20 protein-coding genes and 1 tRNA gene are annotated in these 20925 nt (G+C 62.2%); 13 read left to right on the top strand and 8 right to left on the bottom strand.

Annotated elements, in window-relative coordinates:
- Positions 1-196: 196 nt before the first annotated feature.
- The 9 genes from GC119_RS06595 (at position 197) to GC119_RS06635 (ending at position 7789) form a co-directional block, all read left to right on the top strand.
- On the top strand, positions 197-1894 hold the full coding sequence (locus GC119_RS06595) for an OmpA family protein (RefSeq protein ID WP_151952763.1): 1698 nt from the start codon (positions 197-199) through the stop codon (positions 1892-1894).
- Complete coding sequence (locus GC119_RS06600) at positions 1891-3090, top strand: hypothetical protein (protein WP_070777565.1); 1200 nt, start codon at positions 1891-1893, stop codon at positions 3088-3090. The genes GC119_RS06595 and GC119_RS06600 overlap by 4 nt, the downstream gene beginning before the upstream one ends.
- 86 nt (positions 3091-3176) lie before the next feature.
- Positions 3177-3566, top strand: a complete 390-nt coding sequence (locus GC119_RS06605) for a hypothetical protein (protein ID WP_141750222.1) — start codon at positions 3177-3179, stop codon at positions 3564-3566.
- Positions 3563-4186: a prepilin peptidase gene (locus tag GC119_RS06610; RefSeq protein WP_070574926.1), complete on the top strand. Its 624-nt coding sequence runs from the start codon at positions 3563-3565 to the stop codon at positions 4184-4186. Before GC119_RS06605 ends, GC119_RS06610 begins: the two co-directional genes overlap by 4 nt.
- A gap of 69 nt (positions 4187-4255) precedes the next feature.
- Positions 4256-5776 (top strand): hypothetical protein, encoded by a 1521-nt coding sequence (locus GC119_RS06615; protein WP_141759567.1) that lies wholly within the window; start codon positions 4256-4258, stop codon positions 5774-5776.
- 17 nt (positions 5777-5793) lie between these two features.
- Positions 5794-6402 (top strand): hypothetical protein, encoded by a 609-nt coding sequence (locus GC119_RS06620; RefSeq protein WP_070777563.1) that lies wholly within the window; start codon positions 5794-5796, stop codon positions 6400-6402.
- A gap of 3 nt (positions 6403-6405) precedes the next feature.
- Entirely contained in the window at positions 6406-6765 is a 360-nt protein-coding gene (locus tag GC119_RS06625; RefSeq protein WP_070777562.1) for a hypothetical protein, read from the top strand.
- Between the two features lie 45 nt (positions 6766-6810).
- Complete coding sequence (locus tag GC119_RS06630; protein WP_070777561.1) at positions 6811-7314, top strand: hypothetical protein; 504 nt, start codon at positions 6811-6813, stop codon at positions 7312-7314.
- A 73-nt stretch (positions 7315-7387) separates the two neighbouring features.
- Entirely contained in the window at positions 7388-7789 is a 402-nt protein-coding gene (locus GC119_RS06635; RefSeq protein ID WP_070777560.1) for a DoxX family protein, read from the top strand.
- 142 nt (positions 7790-7931) lie between these two features.
- Here GC119_RS06635 and GC119_RS06640 read toward each other — a convergent pair.
- The 8 genes from GC119_RS06640 to mshD form a co-directional block, all read right to left on the bottom strand.
- A tRNA-Lys gene (locus GC119_RS06640) sits at positions 7932-8004 on the bottom strand.
- A gap of 696 nt (positions 8005-8700) precedes the next feature.
- A complete protein-coding gene (pstB, locus tag GC119_RS06645) occupies positions 8701-9480 on the bottom strand; it encodes a phosphate ABC transporter ATP-binding protein PstB (RefSeq protein ID WP_070574904.1) in 780 nt (259 codons plus the stop codon).
- Between the two features lie 110 nt (positions 9481-9590).
- Positions 9591-10751: a phosphate ABC transporter permease PstA gene (gene pstA / locus GC119_RS06650; protein WP_070574901.1), complete on the bottom strand. Its 1161-nt coding sequence runs from the start codon at positions 10749-10751 to the stop codon at positions 9591-9593.
- Entirely contained in the window at positions 10751-11719 is a 969-nt protein-coding gene (gene pstC / locus GC119_RS06655) for a phosphate ABC transporter permease subunit PstC (RefSeq protein ID WP_070574899.1), read from the bottom strand. The genes pstA and pstC overlap by 1 nt, the downstream gene beginning before the upstream one ends.
- Before the next feature lie 117 nt (positions 11720-11836).
- A complete protein-coding gene (gene pstS / locus GC119_RS06660; RefSeq protein WP_070574896.1) occupies positions 11837-12946 on the bottom strand; it encodes a phosphate ABC transporter substrate-binding protein PstS in 1110 nt (369 codons plus the stop codon).
- 218 nt (positions 12947-13164) lie between these two features.
- A complete protein-coding gene (locus GC119_RS06665; protein WP_070574894.1) occupies positions 13165-14139 on the bottom strand; it encodes an NUDIX hydrolase in 975 nt (324 codons plus the stop codon).
- A complete protein-coding gene (locus tag GC119_RS06670; protein WP_070574891.1) occupies positions 14136-16280 on the bottom strand; it encodes an RNA degradosome polyphosphate kinase in 2145 nt (714 codons plus the stop codon). Before GC119_RS06670 ends, GC119_RS06665 begins: the two co-directional genes overlap by 4 nt.
- A complete protein-coding gene (mshD, locus tag GC119_RS06675; RefSeq protein ID WP_176745910.1) occupies positions 16280-17215 on the bottom strand; it encodes a mycothiol synthase in 936 nt (311 codons plus the stop codon). The genes GC119_RS06670 and mshD overlap by 1 nt, the downstream gene beginning before the upstream one ends.
- Before the next feature lie 132 nt (positions 17216-17347).
- Here mshD and GC119_RS06680 point away from each other — a divergent pair, with 132 nt between their 5' ends.
- The 4 genes from GC119_RS06680 to GC119_RS06695 all read left to right on the top strand — a co-directional run bounded on the left by GC119_RS06680 (position 17348) and on the right by GC119_RS06695 (position 20888).
- Positions 17348-18178, top strand: coding sequence for an ammonia permease (locus GC119_RS06680; protein WP_226829330.1), 831 nt, complete (start codon positions 17348-17350; stop codon positions 18176-18178).
- A gap of 191 nt (positions 18179-18369) precedes the next feature.
- Positions 18370-18972: an FABP family protein gene (locus GC119_RS06685; protein WP_070574882.1), complete on the top strand. Its 603-nt coding sequence runs from the start codon at positions 18370-18372 to the stop codon at positions 18970-18972.
- 11 nt (positions 18973-18983) lie between these two features.
- Positions 18984-19679 carry a hypothetical protein gene (locus GC119_RS06690; protein ID WP_151952764.1) on the top strand — a complete coding sequence of 232 codons (696 nt, stop codon included), beginning with the start codon at positions 18984-18986 and terminating at the stop codon, positions 19677-19679.
- Between the two features lie 90 nt (positions 19680-19769).
- Positions 19770-20888 (top strand): YgfZ/GcvT domain-containing protein, encoded by a 1119-nt coding sequence (locus GC119_RS06695; RefSeq protein ID WP_070574877.1) that lies wholly within the window; start codon positions 19770-19772, stop codon positions 20886-20888.
- Positions 20889-20925: the final 37 nt, after the last annotated feature.

Below are 20925 nucleotides of genomic sequence, written 5' to 3' on the forward strand. Positions count from 1 at the left end.
CCCGCTTGAGTCCAAATGGGCCTGAAATAGAGCTGGGGGTCCCAGGGGGTTCAGGGCTGTCCATCTGACCTCGCTGAGTGTGAGCAGCGCAGGAACAACTACGGCAGGCGGAGTAAATGATGGTAGCTTTGAGAGTGTCCGAGCCGTTGCGCAAAGGCCTGTTGTTCGGCCTGGAAGCGGGTAAGGAGAGTCTCTGATGCGTTTGAGGATCGCGGCTTCTGTTTGTTTGGCATCACTGCTGGTACTGTCAGGCTGCTCACTCGGGGGTGACTCAGAGGATGGTGCAGACGGGCACAGGGCCGACAGGCCGAAGTCTTCACAGCAGCCAGTTGACGACAGCGGCTATTTCAGCGATCCGCAGCTTGCGGGCATCGCCTCGGTTGACTTCTCAGTCCCGCACGGCGGTGCCGACGGCGATATCATGACGAAGTCGCGCGCCCGTATTCTGTCCCTCGACAAAGACGGGGACACTGTCCGGCTAGTCGGAGCGTGGCTGCGGTCATCCGACGGACCTTCCGCAGGTTCTGAGATTCTGGCGGCCGGGCGGAAGCCCTTTATTCAGTCGCCCTGGATTCGCCTGGTGGATGAAGAAGGCGGCAAGCTCTACGAGCCGCTGCAGGAAGCCGATGTTGAACCGGGATCCTACGATCGCAAAGACGCGTGCCTGTGTTCTCGCACCATGAGCAGAACCCACTTCGAGCCGCGGGAAGACGCAATCGAACTGTTCTGGGTTGATTTTCCCGCCCCCGAGTCCAAAGAGGTTCGCGTGATGATGGGCGAACACGCGTTGCCGACAACAGCCCTTCCGATCAGCTCGGGCACTCCCTTTGCCAACCCGGTCCCTGACAAAGCCGAATTCAAAGAAGCTCCACCTGAGCAGTACGGCAGCGAGGATGCGCAGCGGGCTGTGCTGCCTTTGCAGGAGACCATCAAGAACGTCACGGGATCTCGGCAGACGCACGAAGGTGATCAGCTTCAGCTGTCCGTGACTTCAGATGTTCTGTTTGACTTCGATTCCAGCAAAATCACCGCAGAGGGCGACAAGGTCCTCGGCGAAGCAGCGAAGACGCTGCGCGAAAGTGCCGCGGGCCAGACGGTGACGATTGTCGGGCACACAGATGACCAAGGCGAAGAAGACTACAATCAGAAGCTGTCCGAAGAGCGAGCCGAATCAGTCGAAAAGGCCATCGGGAAGCAGCTTGACGGTGCGGACATCACCTTGAAGACAGAAGGACGGGGCGAAAAGCAGCCGCTGGTTCCGAACAGAACTGCCGAGGGCGATCCGATTGAGGAGAACCGCAAGCAGAACCGCCGGGTGTCCTTTGACTACAAGCCAAGTGACGGAGCCGATGCGAAAATCGATGCCGGGCAGAAGCTTCCCAACGCCCCCAGGATGAAAGAAACCGAAACAGCCGATGGCGCTGAAGCCTCGGCGCTTCTGAAGCAGCCGAACAGGGACCCGGGCACTGACCTGCGCATCGACGTTCGCGGGCTGGAGGCAGACGGCCGGTATGCGCGCCTTGACTACGCCTTCGCGCCGGCAGAGGGCGATCCGAAATCCGCGCCCGCTCTGTTCATCGGGAACAGCATGGTGAACAAATCCCTGCATTTCGGTCTCAACGCCTACGGCTATGGTGGTGCGCCTTCCGGCAGCAATGTGTCTTTGATTGACGAAGACACCGGTGAGCAGTTCCTGCCGGTCACCGGCGGAGATGCCGATTGCCTGTGCACCGAAGGTGTGGCCACAGTGGATCGACTCTTCGCGGAGCCTGCGCCGATGTATTCAATGTTCCCGGCCGAGGTTCTCAACCGTAAGAACCTGACTCTGCGCATTGCCAACAGCGGCACGTGGCCGCTGCCGATCGAAGACATTCTTCGCGGCGAGCAGGAATGAGGCTGTTCGGCAGGCTGCAGCCCGCAGTGATTGCGGCTCTGGCAGTCATCGGAATTGCGAGCGGAGCAATCATCCCTGTTGCCCCGCAGCTTGGCTTCGGTGCGCAGGCCGCGGCGTGTGAAACGCTCGGCTCGTGTCGTACATCTGAAGCTATGACGAACGCGTGTGCTGTTAACACGAACGCCATCGTCAGCGGCCAGACCAGCACGCCGGTCTACTACGAGCAGACCGGCGGCAAGGGTCTGCGGTATTTTGCCGACGGCACTGCGGCGGTCACCGGAGACAGCGGCGACGGCCTGCAGCTGCACCGGTTCTCCACAGCCCGCGGTGCTCTGCGTTGGCTTGTCGGCCGCAATCAGGCTGAACTACAGGCTGCGGACCGCGTGTGGGGCCCAGGTGTGTCAGGCCCGACGCATGCAGTATTCCAAGCCCTCGACAAAGTGGGTCTCGGTTCCCAGACTCAGTCGAGCGACACCTCGGACGTGGCTCGATCAGATGACGGAAACGTTGTGGTCAGCGAAAGGCGCGACGGCGGCTATACCGCTGTGCAGGCTGTCGAATTCCCGCACGCCGCAGGTGCGCGATTGACTGGGCTCGCCCAGTGGGTGGGAATCGATCACCACGTTGTCATCAGCACCGGCTACGGGGAAGACGGCGCTCCGGTCAGCCTGACCCTGTACGGGCCTGCCCGGGAAGGATGGGACCTGCGAGTCCTCACCGGCACCAGCCCCTCGGTGGGCAAGATGAATGCGGAAGGCATTGACGGGCGCAGATTCGCGATGCGCTCGTACACGCTCGATCTGACTGTAGAGAAGAATGTTCGCGCGTTCGAGGCCGCGATGCCGGGCGTGCGCAGCGTTGGCGGGCAGCGTTTCCGTGCGCTTCCGAACCGCGAATACCGTGCGGCTGAGTCAGCACGCAAGGACCGCCCACGCTTCGCCACGGACCTGCTTGCGCGCCAGTTGCGGTCAGAGGCCGTGCTCGTCGAAACCGAATACAACAACCCGGGGGGAGGTCCGCTGACGGTGCAGGACACCCTCGTGCTGGCCACGGGAGTGCCGACGCAGGCCGGTGCCGAAAAGTTCAATCCGCGCCTCAAGAAGGGACAGGCGATGGATTTGAAGCGCCCCGAAGACAGCATCGAGCCCTTTGTGAACTGTGAGCCCGACGACGGGTCTGTCGACGAAGCGAAGTGACGGCATTGCGCCTATTTCCGTCTATTGTCATTTTCGCCGCAGCCTTTCATCTGGTCGGCCTGCTCGCGGCTCTTGCCCTCAGCCTCATGACTGTTCCGACGGTCTCTGCCCTGCTGGGGGCTGGTGCGGCATCGGCACTCGTGCTCATCTGTTCGCTGGTTCTGCACGCGTGCATTGACGGCGCATTCACAGTTGCGATCCGCAGGCTGTCAGCTTCGCGTCTCACGTGCGCGGTCAATCTCTTGGCGGCTCATGTGGTGATCGTGCTCATCGGCACTGGGCTGGCTTATGCAGCCAGTTCGCGCTGGGCGGTCGAGGCTGAACATTCCATCTATGTGCAAGCTGCCTTTATGTTCGGTTGGTCGGTGCTGTCCGTGCTCTGCGGCATGGCTCTTGCAGCTGTGTGGCCTAGGGTCGAGTACAGGCTCGACCGCAGGGCAGCGGGCTTCCATCAGCGCAGGAGGACACGTCGATGACCGAATCTCGTCCCGGGGCCTTCAGCCGCTGGCTCTCGACCCGCCGACTGTTTGCCGATCCAGCGCACTCAACACCCCGCGGTTGGGTGCTGTGTGCGGTCGCAACAGCAGTGCTTTCAGCTGTGATGTGGCTGTGCGTGGGCTCGGGCGACGGCTGGCACCGGCTGGCCGTGGTGCTGTTCGCTCTGGCTGTTCCGCTTTTGATCTGGGTGGATCTTGTGGAGCGTCGACTGCCCGATGTTGTTGTCATTCCCCTTGCGCTGGTGGTGTTCGCTGCCAGCTGCGTCGCTGCGGTCATGGACAGTACGGGCGACCGGATGATTCAGGCGTGTCTCGGGGCAGTTCTGCTGAGCGCCGTTTTCTTCGCAATGTTCGTTTTTGCGCCAGCGTCCTTGGGCTTCGGCGACGTTAAACTTGCGGTGGCCATCGGGCTTCTTGTCGGCTGGTACGGGTGGCGCGTGGTGGTTCTGACCTTGGTTCTCACGCTTGTAATCGGGGTTGTGCACGGTCTGGTGGTCGCGGTGGCCAAACGCAGGTTCAAGAACGTGCATATTGCCTTCGGACCGTCGATGCTTGTTGCAGCACTCCTAGTCTGCGTGCTCGCTGGTGCTTCTATGTGAGCCAGCTGGGCCTCACGGTGGGCCCCTGTGCCGTTCTGCTTGTGGGACTCTTGCTCTATTGTGTCGTCCATGACAGTCCTTTCACCGTTGTCGCGCCGCTCTTCAGACGAGCGGTGCCGTTCTCTGAAGAGCTGGAGCGAGCGCGGCATTGCCTCCGTCGAGTACATGGCGACTGCCCTGATCGCCTCTGCGATCATCTCGGTGCTCGTTGCTGTGCCGGTTTCGTCGCAGCCGACAGTGACCAAGGGATTCCAGGACGGAATCTGCAATATCTTCGGCGGAGAATGCGGCGGTGAAGGCTCCGGCGAGGGCGGTGAATCAGCTCCTGAAGCGCAGAATCCCAATGACGCTGTGCCCGCCTGCACGGTATCCCGTGCATCACAGTCCGGCAGCATTACCGGCAAAGCCGGCGTATGGGAGCTCGGCGGAGGCTGGGCGCTGCAGCACGACGTCAACAGCGAGGGCAAACACACCATGACTTTGACCTCGGCAGTAGAAGGCGGTGCCGGCAAGGGTGTCGACGTCGGCACGGAAATCAAGGGCACGGACGCAGAAGCCGCACTCGAAGCTGAAGCCAAGATCAACATCGGCTTCGAACAGGGCGATACCTGGGAGGTTGACAACGAAGCTGAAGCCGGGGATCTGGAAGAGCAGCTGCGTGACTGGGTCTACTACAACATGGCTGACGACGCGACGTTCGGCTTCGGCGGTCGACTGTTTGCCGGACTGACCAATGGTCCGACGCCGCCGCGGGATCCTGATTCCAAGAGCTACACGGGCGAAATCAGCGGCAATGCCAATGTCAGTGGGAACCTGGGCTTTGATATTGCAGAAGCTCTGGAGACCAAGATCGGCGGCCAGTTCGGCAGCGGGTTCAACGGCCAGTTCGGCGTCGAGACAAACCAGGACGGCAGCTACAGCATTTCGCTGGACACCGGCTACGGACGTGAATTCGGGGCAAACGCTGACGTAAAGGCAGACATACCGAACTCGCTGCCCGGGCTCCCGGACGACCAGACGCCTAAGACAGTCGGGGGCGAAGCTCGCAATGACCTCAAGCGCAAACAGTCCATCACCTATAAGTTCGACGAGAACCACGAACTGGTCGGCCTCAAGGTCCGCCAGGCGAAGACCAGTGGAAACAAGTTCAAAGTGAACGGCAAGAGCGACGAGTCAGGTGGTGCCACAGACTCGCACGAGAACGACAACTTCAGCTTCGGCCTCGGCGGCGACGCAGTCACCGAAGAGTGGTACGACATGGACATGGACTTCTCGCAGATGACCGAAGAGGACAGAAACGCTGCGTTTGACCGCATCACCAAGAACCCTAAGCCCGTCAACCTGGCAGACATGATGAAGAACGGGCCCGGCGAAGGCAAGGGCGAGAACGCCATCTACAACAACAGCCAACTGTCGCGGAACGTCTACGAAGTGGATAAGAAGCTCATCGGCGATTCCTTCGATTTCGGTGTGATCGGCGGAGAGGCCAGCGGCGAGGAAACCGGCTACCGCCTGGTCAAATCCGAGTATGCTGAGGCTATACGGGAAGGCAAGCGCAATGTCCAGGACAACGCGGACTGTCTGAAATAACCGAAAGGACACCCGGCTTGAAACCAGCACTGAAGAAGACCGCTCTGACCTGCGCGGCAGCAGCTCTCACGCTGTCGATGGCCGCCTGCGGCAGTTCAGAATCCCCACAGGGGAAGCAGGAGTCGGGCGGTGCTTCTCAGATCCAGGGACAGAATAAGGGCGGCATGCAGGACGTAATGCTCGGTCAAGTCAGCCTCAAAGTTCCCGAAGGCTGGGTGAAGAGCCCCGAAGAGGACTTTGACGGGGACTGGACCGAAGGCTACGACGATTCCGCTGACAGCCCTACGATCCGCGTCCGCATGGCACCTGAGATCAATGACTCGCCTCACCCGGACGTTGTCGAGGCCGAGCTGGCCACGCGCGCACAGGTCGGGGGTTTCTATGGGTCAGACTGGAAGGGCGGTAAGCGGCAGAAAGCTGAAATCCCCGGGGCCTTCCGAGGTTTCACTGCCGATTTCACCTATGTGTCTGACAGCGATTCGCCAATGCGCGGCCGCTGGATCCTCATGACTGATCCGCAGACCTACAAGGTTGTGACCATCGAAATCGCCGGCCAGGAAAAGACGCTCGACGAGGACCTCCTGAAGGAAATTGCCGATTCGGTTGAACTCAAACCGGGGAAGTGAGCCATGGACATAATCCGCGCGTGGGTCGTCGGCGCAGCTGTTTTTATTGCGATTGACTTCGTCTTGGGCTTGATTCTGCCGTTCGGGTCGCTGATGTTCCTCAACCTTCTCAGCCCCCTCCTAGCCGGTGTCGCCGCGGCTGCTGTGCACCTGTGGTCGGGTGAAGGCGGGTGGATCCGCCACGCTGTCGCCGTTCTTGGTGTGCCCGTTCTCCTGTCGGTCTACTACGCGCTGTTCACGCCGTGGAACCTGTCGACGGGAGTGCTGATGGACATTGCGACCGGTGCTGTGTTCGTGCTCGCTGCGGCACTCGGCGCGCTGCTTGTGCACCTGGTGCAGCGTTTCGTGCTCCGCCCGGCATGAGGCGCCGTTCGCACCGCATGAATCGCCTGTCACGAAGGCAGCACCATGAGCAGTGATCTCATGCAGGTCCTGCTGTCTGCCGGGGGCGGTTTCCTCGCGATTGTGGCGCTGCTTGTGCTCTGCGCAGTCATCGTGTATCGCCTGTCACCCGGCAGAGCGCCGATCGGCTTGCGCTCCGATGCTGTTGACGGCGTGGTTCGCGTAGTTCGTGTGCGGCGGGATACACGCAGATTCCGCACGGTGGGCGATGTCGCTGACAGCCGTTTGAACTCTGTGTGCATTGATGTCGACACTCCGCACGGTGTGCAGCGCTACGAGGATCAGCCCGTCCGTCCCAAGAACCTGCCAGGCCCCATTCGCGGGCAGGTGTACAGCTGGAAGAAGTGGCTGGAGGACAACAACTTCAACATTGACGATGACGAGGCTCGAATGCGAGCAGGGCAGGCAATCGACAACGGCGGCTATGAGTTCGAGCTTGCGAAACCGCTGCCGGTGAAGGTCGTGCCGCCGCGCAAAGCGAACACCCGCATCAAATGGAAGCTTGTGTAAACGGGGCAGAACTTGCCGTCGCGAGCGTAGGGTTGAAGCTGCAAACAGATTGCACGCTACTGAAAGAGGACGCATGTTCAACGCTCTTGCGCGCACCGCTGGCCGTTTGGCCATCGCTCCGCTGTTCGTCGTCAACGGCATCGCTGCCGTCAAGGAGCCGGGACCCCGACCCCAGATGGCAGGGCCGACTCTCGACGTTATGCGGGAGTACATTCCGCTGATCCCTAAGGACGATGAGCTTGCTGTGCGCATCAACGGCGGTATCCAGGCTGCGGCCGGTGTGACGCTGGGTCTGGGGCTTTTGCCGAAGACCTCGGCGGCGCTGCTCGCCGGCTCGCTGATTCCCACAACGGTTGCAGGCCACGCCTTCTGGAAGGAAGAAGACGAAGGCCAGAGGGCCAATCAGAAGACTCAGTTCTACAAGAACGCGGCCATTATCGGCGGCCTGCTCGCGGTCGTGGGATCGAAGAAATAAGACACCGTCCGCCGGGGCCTTCTGCAGGCCGCTGTCTTAAGCGAACTCTGCCCGCTAGGGGAATATAGAGGCAAAATCGCAGTCTTCGGCTCTATATCCCCCTAGACGGCAGAAGTGCTGACCCGGTGCGGGCATAAAAAAGTGGGCCCCGTGGGGATCGAACCCACGACCCACGGATTAAAAGTCCGTTGCTCTACCAACTGAGCTAGAGGCCCGCGCACATGCGCCTCATCAGTTTATCCCGCGGGGCGGTAAGGCTCAAATCACCGGTGGCGGCCCACGCGTGGCCGACCGCAGCTGCTTGTATGTGCCGCGGATTCAGATGTTCTGCTGACAGCCCCGAACTGCCTCTCCTCATCGCCATGACGTGCTTGTTCCACCGGATTGCAGACAGAGCGGTGTTGAACACGTCGACCCCGCAGCGTCGGGCGGCACTGCGAGAAAGCGACAGACGAGCCCACACGGACTCGGGAATGCGGCGCTGCAGAGAACCTCCTGCGAAAGGCGCCAGACCGAACGCCAAGAGGGTTACAGTGCAGGCAAAGACTGCTGTCCCGGCACCAACAGCATGTGCCGCAATCACGAGCCCGAACACCGCTGCAAGCGTCAGAATGAGGGCCGCCAACTCTGCTCACCGCCTCCGACCTGAAATGATCGCGCTTCCGGGCCCGACCAGCTTCCTGAAGGCCGAGCATAGGCCCGTTGTCTGCCCGGAGACAATAAGAATGCGGGGGTGGAAGGAGGACTAGATCCTTCCACCCCCGCGGGAGATGAGCCGTCCAAAGGGAGAACCTACCCAGAAACTCCTCGGTGAACGCCTCAGACTGTGTGGTTCAGACCCTGTGGGCCTGCTAGAAGCCGTCCGCCTGCACCGTCAACAAGCGGAGCAGGCGGGCTGTTTCAGCCGCAGATCATCCGAACCGACCGGAGATGTAGTTCTGCGTTTCTTCCTTGTCCGGGTTGGAGAAGATATCCGATGTTTGGTTGAACTCAATGAGCTTGCCGGGCTTGCCGGTGCCCGCGATGTTGAAGAACGCGGTCTTGTCCGAAACGCGGGCGGCCTGCTGCATGTTGTGGGTGACGATAACGACGGTGAATTCGTCCTTGAGGGTGTTGATGAGGTCCTCAATGGCCAGTGTGGAGATCGGGTCAAGAGCTGAACACGGTTCGTCCATCAGCAGGACTTCCGGTTCGACGGCGATTGCGCGTGCAATGCACAGACGCTGCTGCTGACCACCGGAAAGGCCCGAACCGGGCTTATCCAGACGGTCTTTGACTTCTTCCCACAGGTTCGAGCCGCGCAGCGCACGTTCGGCGAGGTCGTCGGCTTCGGACTTCGAAAGCTTGTTGTTGTTCAGGCGAACTCCGGCGAGCACGTTTTCTTTGATCGACATGGTGGGGAAGGGGTTGGCCTTCTGGAACACCATGCCGACTTCGCGGCGCACGTTGACGGGGTCAACGCCGGGGCCGTAGATGTCTTTGCCGTCCATTTTGACAGAGCCCTGCACGCTGGCGCCGGGGATGACTTCGTGCATGCGGTTCAGCGTGCGCAGCACGGTGGACTTACCGCAGCCCGAAGGCCCGATGAACGCGGTGACGGACTTCGGTTCGATGGTCATGGACACGCCTTCGACAGCGCGGAAGTCGCCGTAGAAGATGTTGAGATCTTCGATGTCGATCTGCTTGGACACGTTTCCTCCAAAAATCTGTTTCGGCTTGTGCCGTTTCCCCGGCAGGCGGGGTGCCGACTGAGCTCACGAGGTGGAAGCCGGCTTTAAGTCTTGTCTGTTGTGCTGGTCGGTCAGCGGCCGGCCTTGGGGGCCAGAACCTTTGCCATGATGCGCGCGCCGAGGTTGAGCACCATCACGATGATGATGAGCACGAGGGCTGCCGCCCATGCGCGGTCAACCGAAGCGATTGCTGCGCTGCCCGGTGCGGTCGGTCGGGTCACGGAGTCGTAGATGAACGTCGGCAGGGTGGACATCCAGCCGGAGAACACGTTCCAGTTGACGCTCGCCGCGAAGCCGGCGGTCACCATGATCGGTGCTGTTTCGCCGATGACGCGGGCAATGGCGATGGTGATGCCGGAGAGGATGCCCGAAATCGCGGTGGGCAGGACGATCTTGACGATTGTCTTCCACTTGGGAACGCCGAGCGCGTAGGAGGCTTCGCGAAGGTCGTGGGGGACCAGGCGAAGGATCTCTTCGGTGTTGCGCACGACGACCGGGATCATGAGCACAGACAGGGCCACGGACGCTGCTATACCCGATTTCGCTGCTGTGAGGCTGTCGGGTGCGACGAGTCCGATGACGGTCGAGAACAGGGAGAAGGCGAACAGACCGGCGACGATCGACGGGATGCCCGTCATGACGTCGACGAAGAACGTGATCGAACGGCCAAGTGCACCGGCCTTTTTGCCGCCTGAGTATTCCACCAGGTAGACGGCGCACATGATGCCGATCGGAATCGAGATCAGTGCCGCAAACAGCGTGATGAGCAGGGTGCCGATGATGGCGTGGTAGAAGCCGCCCAGCAGGTCGCCCTGTCCTGCGGCGAAGTCCTTGTCGTAGACGCCCTTCATGCCTTCCATGGAGCGGGACAGGAGGGTGGAGTTTTCGACAATGACCGGTCCGCCTTTTTCAATCGACATCCACAGAAGCGAGATGAGCGGAATGAGGGCCAGCGCGAAGGACGAGGTCACGAGTGTTGTAGCGGCGCGGTCTACAGCTTTGCGGCGGCCTTCAACCGACCACGACCATCCGACGATCACGGCCAGGTTGATGACGCCGGCGAGAAACGCGGCGAGCGGAATGTTGAAGCCGTGGGCGATGACGAGTGTGAGAACAATCGCCAGAATGATGGAGCCTGCGGCAACGTACAGCGGTGCGCGCTTGGGCAGTCGCTTGGTCACCAGGTGCGATGCACCGCGGGTCTTGTCAGCGGTTCGTGTTTGCGTGTTCATCACTGCCCCTTCACGGTCGTGCGAGCGACGATCCAGCGTGCCGTCATGTTGACCACCAGCGTGATGGCGAACAGGACCAGCCCGATCGAGATGAGTTCAGAGAGTCGCAGACCTGCGGCCTCTGGGAAGTTGTGGGCGATTTCGGCTGCGATCGTCTGGTTGCCCGACAGGAGCAGCGAAACGATCAGCCCACCGGACGACAGGACCATGGCAACGGCCATTGTTTCGCCGAGTGCACGGCCGAGTCCCAGCATGACGGCGGATACGATGCCGGATACGCCGAAGGGCAGAACTGCCATGCGGATCATTTCCCAACGGGTTGCGCCCAGGGCCAGTGCGGCTTCTTCCTGCAGACGCGGGGTCTGGAGGAACACTTCGCGGACCAGCGAGGTGATGATCGGAAGAATCATGATCGACAGAACGAAGCTTGCGGTCAGAAGCGTACGGCCCGTCTGGGAAATTGCGCCGTCGGCGTCGGGGGCGAAGATCGGAATCCATCCGAGGTACTTGGCAAGCCAGGTGTAGAGGCCTACGAGGTTGCCCGACAGTGCCAGGCCCCACAGGCCGTAGACGACGGAGGGAATGGCCGCCAGCAGGTCAATCGTGTAGCCGAGGAACGGTGCGAGTTTGCGCGGGGCCATGTGCGTGGTGAACAGCGCAATGCCGATTGCGAAGGGGGTTGCGAGGATCAGCGAGATGACGGCTGAGATGAGTGTGCCGATGATGAGCGGGAAGACGTAGGGCAAAAAGCCGCGCCCGCCGCTGATCTGCGAGGGGTCGTCGAACGATGCTTTGATGGTGTCCGTTGACTGAAGAAGCAGGAAGAACGCAACTCCGGCGAGAATCGCAAGGATCAAGACGCCAGCGCTGAGCGCTGCGGCCGAGAAGATGCGGTCGCCGGGGCGCACAACCGTGCGGGATTTCTTCGATTCCGGAGCAGAGGCTTGTGTGTCTGCTGCAGTAGACAAGAGAGCTCCTGTGGTGTGGGTAGGTAATTCAAGGGACTGTGCGGCTGTTCGGAGTCCGTCCCGAACAGCCGCACAGCCCTGATGCTCAGTCTGAGAAAGCCTCAGACCGGCGTGAGATCACTTCTTGACTTCGATCTTTTCGATGACTTCGGTGACCTTGTCGCGCATGTCAGCCGAGATCGGTGCCGAACCTGCGCTCTCGGCTGCCGACTTCTGGCCTTCTTCGCTGACGACGAAGCTTTCCCACGCCTTGACGAGGTCGACCTTCTCCTGGCTGTCGTAGCTCGAGCACACGATGTGGTACGACACGAGGACGATCGGGTAGGCGCCGGCCTCTTCGGTGTCGCGTTCGAGTTCAACGGCGATGTCGCCTTCGCCGCGGCCTTCGGCGACGGGGGATGCGTCAACAACCTTGGCTGCTGCTTCGGGGGTGTATTCCACGAAGTCGTCGCCGACCTTGATCTTGGCGGTGCCCAGGTCGTCGGAGACAGCGGAAGCGTCTGCGTAGCCGATTGCGCCGTCGGTTTCAGTCACGAGCGAGACAACGCCGTCGGTGCCCTGTGCGGCTTCGCCACCGGCTTCCTTCGGGAACTCTTCGGCTGCTTCGTCCTTCCAGTCATCGCCGGCTGCCTTGTTGAGGTAGTCGGTGAAGTTCTTGGTGGTGCCCGATTCGTCGGAGCGGTGGACGGCCGTGATCTTGGTGTCAGGCAGGTCTGCGTCCGGGTTGAGGTCGGCGATGGCCTTGTCGTTCCACTTGGTGATCTTGCCTGCGAAGATCTTCGCAGCGGTGGAAGCGTCGAGGTTGAGTTCGTCAACGCCTTCGAGGTTGTAGGCAATGGCGATCGGCGAAATGTAGACGGGGAATTCGAAGGCTCCGCCGTCACCGCAGACCTTTTCGGCCTGCTTGATTTCTTCGTCGTCCATGAAGGCGTCCGAACCGGCGAAGTCAGCCTTGCCGGCCAGGAACTGCTTGCGGCCTGCGCCGGAGCCGTCGGGCGAGTAGTTGACGGTTGCGCCGGAGTTCTGTCCGGTGAAGTCAGTGGTCCAAGACTGGATGGCAGCCTTCTGCGAGGATGCTCCGATGCCGACGAGTTCGCCGGAGACCTGTTCTCCGCCTTCGTTGCTGTTCTGGGATTCTCCAGTGGCGGAGCCTCCGCCGCAGGCGGACAGGGTGATGGCAGCTGCGGCGAATGCGGCTGCGGCAGGTGCGAGGCGTGTGAGCTTCACAAGAGTGCCTTTCTTTCGAGGTCACAGGGTAGGTTTTCCCTCAGTGCTCTTCAAAAGTTAGGCACCTCGTGTAACGTCCAGGAACTTTTAAGGTTAACGGAAGGTGAACCTCTGTGCGGGCGCGGTGTTCCCCGCCACATAAGGGCTTTCAAGCGACTATTGTGCCCGTCTGCATCTGCTGTTTGGTCGGTTCGAGCCGGTCGGTCGGACAGTCGTTCTCAGGAGTCGATCGGGCGGAAGCGCTCGAAGTCGACAATCTTCGGAATGGATCCCGGCCGCACGTAGGCCACGAGGATTTCGCCCGGGCTGAGATACGGGTCTTTCTGTGGAAGCTTCTCGGCCAGGCCGGGGACGCAGTATTCGGCAACGACTTCCAGGAAGGTCGGCAGCACCGGCCTGTGTGAGCAGACAGCCGTCGTCTGGCCGCGCGCAAACACTTTCTTGAGCACCTTGACGGTCTTCTCGGGCTTGTGGGTGTTGGCTTTTTCCGACAGCCAGCGGTTGGTTGCGATCTTCAGTCCGCGCCCGGCGGAAAACGGCTTGAGAGATGCGGTGCACCGCTTCCACGGACTGGACAGCAGGCGGGGGATGTTCCAAGCGCCCAGAAGTCCCGTCAGCGCCATCGACTGACGGGTGCCGATGGCCAGCAGCGGCCGCAGCGCCTCGGTTTCGTGCCATTTGGAGCGGGGAAATGCCTTTGCGTGGCGGACGATGATGAACTGCCAGGCTCGCAGCGAACCGGTCGAGTAGGCGAGTTTGAGCTTTTCGAGCTGTTCGCGGTCCGCGTGTCGGGAGACTTTTTTGATGGCCTGGTCTATGGGCAGCCAGCGGCCCTCGTCGACTTCTTTGGGGTTGGCGGCCATCGGCATTTGGGTGGTCGTGATTTCAGCGGACCAGTACTTGACGTGCTTGGTGAGCTTTTTGCCCACCGTGTAGCGGGCGTCTGGCAGCGGCAGGCCCAAATGGACGATGTAGCCTGTCTCTTCTCGGACTTCCCTCACCGCGGCTTCGGGCAGTGTTTCGCCCTTGTCGACTTTCCCCTTGGGGAAGGACCAGTCTTTGTGCTTGGGCCGGTGAATGAGCAGGACTTCCAGCTGGCCGGTGAAGTCGCGCCACAGAACCGCGCCTGCGGCAAAAACATCGGCGCTGATCCTGGCGGATTCGCCCGCGTTGGCTACCGGAGTGGGACTCACGGGCGCTCTCCTGGACGACGGCGGTAGTCGGCGATGGTCAGTTCCTGGTAGTTGGAGAGCTTCTCACCGTCGGGTGAGCGGTCGATGTGCCTCCACACTCCCGCAGGCCCCAGGACGAAGCACTCCGTTGCCGGGTCGAAAGCCCGGACGAACAGGGCGTCGATCTTTTTGATGTGCTCGGGGGACTTGAGCTCGACGAGCGCTTCGACGCGCCGGTCGAGGTTGCGGTGCATGAGGTCAGCCGAGCCGATCCACATTTCGGTGTTCCCCTCGTTGAGGAACGAGAATACCCTGGAGTGCTCAAGGTAGCGGCCGAGGACGGAGCGCACCTCGATGTTTTCACTCAGCCCTTTGATTCCGGGTCGGATAGCGCAGATGCCGCGCACGAACATCTGGCATTGAACACCGGCCCGGCTGGCCAGGTAGAGGGCGTCGATGATTGCTTCGTCGACGATCGAATTGACCTTGATGCGGATCCGGGCGGGTTTGCCCGCACGGGCGTTTTCGGTTTCGCGGTTGATCAGGTGCAGAAGGCTGGTGCGCACGGACTGCGGGGCGACCACGAGCCGCTGGTAGTCCGAGCGGGGCGAATAGCCGGAGAGCTTGTTGAACAGCTTCGAGAGGTCTTCGCCCAGAGCCGGATCGCGTGAAAGCAGGCCGAAGTCTTCGTAGCCGCGAGCGGTTTTGGGGTGGTAGTTTCCTGTGCCCACGTGTGAGTAGCGCACCAGGCCGTCGGATTCCTGCCGCACCACCAGGCACAGTTTGGCGTGGGTCTTCAGCCCCACGAGTCCGTAGACCACGTGCACTCCGGCGCGTTCGAGTTTGCGCGCCCAGGAGATATTGGCCTCTTCGTCGAAGCGGGCCTTGATCTCAACGACTGCCAGAACCTGTTTGCCCGCGTGGGCGGCTTCTATGAGTGCGTCGACGATCGGGGAGTCTCCCGATGTGCGGTACAGGGTCTGCTTGATCGCCAGCACGTGAGGGTCGGCGGCTGCCTGTTCGATGAAGGCCTGCACGGATGTGGAAAACGAATCGTAGGGGTGGTGCAGGAGGATTTCGCGTTCGGCGGTCGCTTCGAAAACGTCGACCTGGTCGGCGGTTTCCGTGGGTGCGAGGTCGCGGTTCATGCGCGGGACTGCCCGGGGGAAGTGCAGGTCATCGCGGGGGATATCGGCAATGACCGACAGTCCCGTGAGGTCGAGTGGGCCGTCGAGCTCGATGATTTCGGAATCGGCGAGGTCGAGTTCGTCCTGCAGCAGGGCGCGCACGCGCGGATGGATGTCGTGGGTGACTTCCAGGCGGACCGGAGGGCCGAAGCGGCGGCGGCTGAGTTCTTTTTCCAGGGCCTTCAGGAGGTTTTCGGCTTCGTCCTCTTCGACCTCCATGTCTTCGTTGCGGGTGACGCGGAAAAGCGAATAGCCGATGACCTCCATGCCTTCGAAAAGCGTGTCGAGTTTTGTGGCGATAAGGTCTTCGATCGCGACGAAGCGGGCGGGGTGTGCCTGAGAGACCAGCCGGTTGCCGTCGGGGGATTCCGACACGTTGATGAACCGGGGAAGCAGGCCGGGAACCTTGAGACGGGCAAAGCTCTCTGATCCCGTGGCGGGGTTGCGCAGCAGAATGCCGAGGTTGAGCGACAGCCCCGAAATATAGGGGAATGGGTGAGCTGGGTCGACTGCCAGGGGAGTGAGGACGGGGAAGACCCGCTTGCGGTAGAAGCGGTCAATGTGCTTGCGTTCGCGCGCACTGAGTTCGTCCATGGACACAAAGTGAATGCCCTGGCCGGCCAGTTTGGGTTTGATGTCGTCGAGAAAAAGTCGCGTGTGGCGTTTGGCCAATGCCCGTGAGTGCTTGTTGACGGAGCGCATAACAGCCCGCGGCTGGGCGCCGGTGACAGACGGCACGGCCAGGCCGGTGGCAATGCGGCGTTTGAGGCCGGCCACGCGGACCATGAAGAACTCATCGAGGTTGGACGCAAATATCGACAGGAAGTTCACCCGCTCCAGAAGCGGGGTTTCAGCGTCGTCTGCCATGCTCAGCACGCGCTCGTTGAACGCCAGCCAGGACAGTTCGCGGTCGAGGTAGCGATCGCGCGGCTCAGGGAGGTCGTGCTTCTTCCCGCTGGCGGCGACGTCGTACATCAGCCTTCTCCCTGCGTCTTGTCGGAAGAGTCCTCAGCGGACGGCGGGGCGTAGCTGATGTGCTCAATGCGGTGTGTGAAGCCCAAACGGTCGTACAGGCCGAGGGCCTTGTCGTTGTCGTCTTCTACGTACAGTTCGAGCATTCGCGCGCCGCGTCGGTCGATCATGTCGCGCATACCGGCGACCATGAGCGCATTTCCAATGCCCTTCGCGTGCACCTCCGGGTCAACCGCAATGACGTAGACCTCGCCCACAATCAGGCCCGAGGCGTGATTGTGGTGCATTTTGGTGTCGTGGAAGCCGATGACGCGGCCGTCCTGTTCGGCGATGATGACATCCCGCGGGTCGAAATCGGCGCTGCGGGTGCGCTTGCGGATGTCGTCAAGGGTCTGGTCGGCCTGCTCCGGGTGCCAGGAGAACGCGGCATTGTTGATGTCCCGCCACGGCTGTTCGTCAGCGGTTTCAAAAGTGCGCAGCGAAACACCCGGCGGCAGATCCAGCGGCGGCAGTTCGAGATCTTCAGTGCGCGGGGTCTGCAGCTGCAGAAGGGTGCGCTGCGGCGTGTAACCGTATTCGGCGGCAAGTGCTGCGGCCGCCGGGTGGTTTCCGTGCGACCACGCCCACGTGGTGTGCGGACTGCCCTCAGCCCGCAGGCGCTCCAGCAGCTCAGTCCACAGCCTCTTGCCCAGCCCCCGGCCCCGGAAGTCGGGGTGGATGGTGAACTCGACGGCACCTCGGGAACCCAGCCCCGTGGCAATGCCGAAGCCGACGACGGTCGAACCGTCAGCCAGCGCGACGGCGGTCGTGTCGGTGGCATCGGCCGCATCGAGAACGCCGTCTGACAGCGGGGGAACACCGTCTGCCCGCTGCGCTTGCGCGAGGAGCTCGCGGACGCTTCCGTCGACGCGGGCGGGAGAGTGAATATCCCAAGACACAGCAGCAGCCACCTTTCGCGGCGATCGGGTTTCCGTCTTCGCGGCACACAGTATATCGGCGCGGACGCCTGCAGACGCGCCGCGGTCACACCGCCATTAGGCAGACGCAACCCCCTCTGAGACGATAGGGCCGTGTACAGATGGTTTCGCGCCCTCGTGGCCTTGTTCGGAGCGCTCGCTTTGGGGGCAACATCCCTCCTGGGAAGCTACCCGCTGGCCGGCGAGGCCGTTGCCGTCATCCCCGTGGCCCTGGCAACAGCCGCGCTCGTGGGCGTCCTCGCCTTCGGCTGGCCGCGCCTGACGGACTCCCCACAGCGCTGGTTGACGTCGATCATGCTGTTCGTGTTCGGCATAGCGGGCATGGGCACCACGTGGATGAGCATCTACCCGCCGCACCTGGAATGGCTGCCGCTGCTGACCGGTTTGGCGCTGCTGTGGGCGTTTGTGCAGAACCTGGCTCGCGGCATTGAAGCCTCAAACGCAGTGGCCAATGTCTCAGCGCAGGTGGCCGGAGTCGTCGTGACCCTTGCCGCGTGCTCCTGGGCGGCCAGTTTCCGACTGCCCGGTGACAAATCGGCAATCATCATCGGGCTGGCCGCCATCTTCTTGGCCCAGTGCGCCTCGATCCTGCCGTTTCCCGCCCGCTTCACCTCGCCGTTGGCGATCATCGCCGGACTGGTCGGAGCGCTCATCGGCTACTCCGCCTGGTGGTATCCCACCCAGACCCTCGCCTCGGCGGCCATCATGGGCGTCCTTCTGGGCGGTCTTGTCGCGGCCGTCGACCGCGCGCTCGCCCCGATTGCCGCAGGTCGCTTCCACGCGCGCAGCCCCCGCCGCAGCCCCAATCGAAGCAAAGTCCGCGAAGTCGGCGTCAACCTCACCCTGGGCGGAACGCCGATCGCACTCGGCGGGGTGGTCGTGTACATCTTCGACCAGATTCCGCTGCTCTTCCCCATGATCTGACCGGGGCAGGGCCGGGCCTTCTGAGAAGCGGCGGGCGCGTCTTCTGTCCTCAGCCGTCCTGGGTACACTGAAGTCATGGATAACTTAGTGGTTCTCGAAACCTTCTTCACCGTTCTCGTTGCCCTCGCGGGCCTCGCCACCTTCGGCATAGCAGCCAAGGTCATCACCAACCTGTTCAAGAGCCGCCGCTGATGGTCACCGAAATCCCTACGGACCTCGCTCCTGAGCTCGTGCCGCTGGCATGGGTCATCGGGTCCTGGGAGGGTGTGGGAGTCGTCGGCTACGCTGACGCTCCCGACACCCAGTTCGGCCAGCGCATCGACTTCGTCGCACCTGTCGGCGCTCCGTTCCTGCACTACACGGCGCAGGCGTACACGCTTGACGCTGACGGCAAGATCGACAAAACGCTGACCATGGAAACCGGCATCTGGCAGCTGGTGCGCAAGCGCGAAGCCCACGATGCGGGCCCCGGACTCATGGTGCCCACCGCGCAGAGCCCGTACACCACGGCCGAATCCGTAGAAAAGCTGCGCGGAGACGACGACGCCTTCGAACTCGAAGTCTCGATCGTGCAGCCGCACGGAATCATGGAGCTCTACACCGGCCGCGTCAAAGGCCCGCGCATCGACCTGGCGACCGACCTCGTTGCCCGCACCACCACATCGAAGGAATACAAGTCTTCCACCCGCATGTACGGGCTGGTCGAAGGTGATCTTCTGTGGGCGTGGGACATGGCCGCACTCGGCAACCCGCTGGGCAGCCACGCTTCGGCGCGGCTGAAGAAGGTCGCCTGACCGGTCAGTCCATGACGATCGAACCCACCGCTGCGTACCCCGTGCGCAGGGCAGAAGATCCGATCCGCGAAGAGCGCAGGCAGTGCCGACGGCGGCGCTTGGCCGCATTTGCTTCGGTGTTCACAGTGCTTGCGATCATTGCCGGATTCCTCGTGGCAATCGGGGCAATGGCCACTGTGCGCTATCAGAATCTGCGCACCCACGCGGACAGTGCGATCGAAGCGGCCCAACAGTTCGCCGAAGACCTGCGCGAGGACCCGCAGAACGCCGATTCCTCGCGGCAGAAGGCCTCAGAGGAACTGCACGCGGCACGGGAGGAAATCGACATGTTCCCCATGCCGGTTCTGCGCAAGGCCACCGACGTCGAAAAGAACGTCAGCATCGTCGCCACAATTCTCGACCAGTTCATCATCGTCGTAGACGAGGCCGCACCCACCGCAGTCACGCTCGCTCAGTCAACCTCAGTTTTCAAAGGCGAGGACGGCCAGTCGCTGACTGAGCGGCTCGGCGCGCTGAAGGACTTCGGTCCGGCCGCAGCCGAAACGCCGGAGGCCATGCGGAAGCTCAAAAGCGCGCGGGATACGCTCAATGCCGTCGACGACTCCGGTGCGTGGAGCCCGGTGCGCTCGTCACTGCACGAGTCGCAGAAAGTGCTGGGCGACGCCTACGACACTTTCGATTCCGCTGTGTCGTTTACCACCTCCTAGCAGCTCTGTTCGCCGTGCGGTTGACGGCAGAACAGACCACCTCGCAAGATTTCTCGTCGAATATTCCCTCGTCGAACAGTCAGGAGATCCGTGAACTCGCTTCGCTACCCCCGCTCTGCCGCCGTCTACGGCATCGACGAACGCGCAGACGAAGTCCAGCACTTCGGCATGCCGCTCAAAGAGCAGCGCGACCTCGCAGCAGGCCGTGCCGTTGCCGACCTCTCCAGCTTCCGCGTCTACACGCTCACCGGCGAAGACCGCCTGCGCTGGCTGCACTCCCTGACAACACAGTCGCTGGAGAACCTTCCGGCGGGTGCGAACACCGAAACGCTCATCCTGTCGGCCACGGGGCACATCGAACACTGGGTGCGGATCATCGCAGAAGAGGACAGCCTGTGGCTGATCTTCGAAACCGGCGGCGAAGAAGCCGTGGAGTGGCTGGACTCGATGCGCTTCATGATGCGCGCAGAAATCACCGACCGGTCCGCAGAGTTCCAATGCGTCGGCACCGTCGGGCCCGCCCCGGAAGGACTGCCCTCCCAAGCCGAGTGGGACGATCCCTGGCCGGCAGTGGGAGCCGGCTCCGCCTCGTATGCCGCTGTCGACCTCGGTTCGGACCAGGCCTCGCCGGACCACCCGGGCCACACGCACGACCTGCGCATTCAGCTCTGCCCGCGCGATCAGCTGCAGCAATGGCAGCCGAACGGCGTTGCCGGCCGCGACGCGTGGGAAGCACTGCGGATTGAGAACTGGCGTCCCTCACCACAGGACGTCGACGGCAAAACGCTCGTGGGCGAACTCGACGTGCTGCGCACCGCCGTGCACCTGGCCAAAGGCTGCTATCGCGGCCAGGAGGCCGTGGCCCGCGTGCACAACCTGGGCCAGGTGCCGCGCCGCCTGGTGTTCCTGCACATCGACGGTTCGACTCACACCATTCCGCGGCCCGGAGCGGAAGTGTATGCCGAAGTTCGAGGCGCCGAGAGGGTGATCGGGCACCTGACCTCAACTGCGATCCACTACGAGTACGGGCCCGTGGCACTCGCGCTGATCCGTCGCGGCACCAGCGTCGACGCCCAGCTGTTGGCTGCCGGTGACGAAGACGAAAAGCTGCCTACCATCGTCGAAGAAATCGTTGCCCACAAACGTGAAAACCGTGCCGGTGTGCCGCACATCAACCGCGAAGCTGATCTGCGGCGGCTTGGCAGGTGAGCCGGTCAGCACAGACTGTTCTGAGAGTTCTACACTG

It is taken from the genome of Brevibacterium sp. Marseille-P9724, assembly GCF_902500275.1.
Classification (GTDB): domain Bacteria; phylum Actinomycetota; class Actinomycetes; order Actinomycetales; family Brevibacteriaceae; genus Brevibacterium.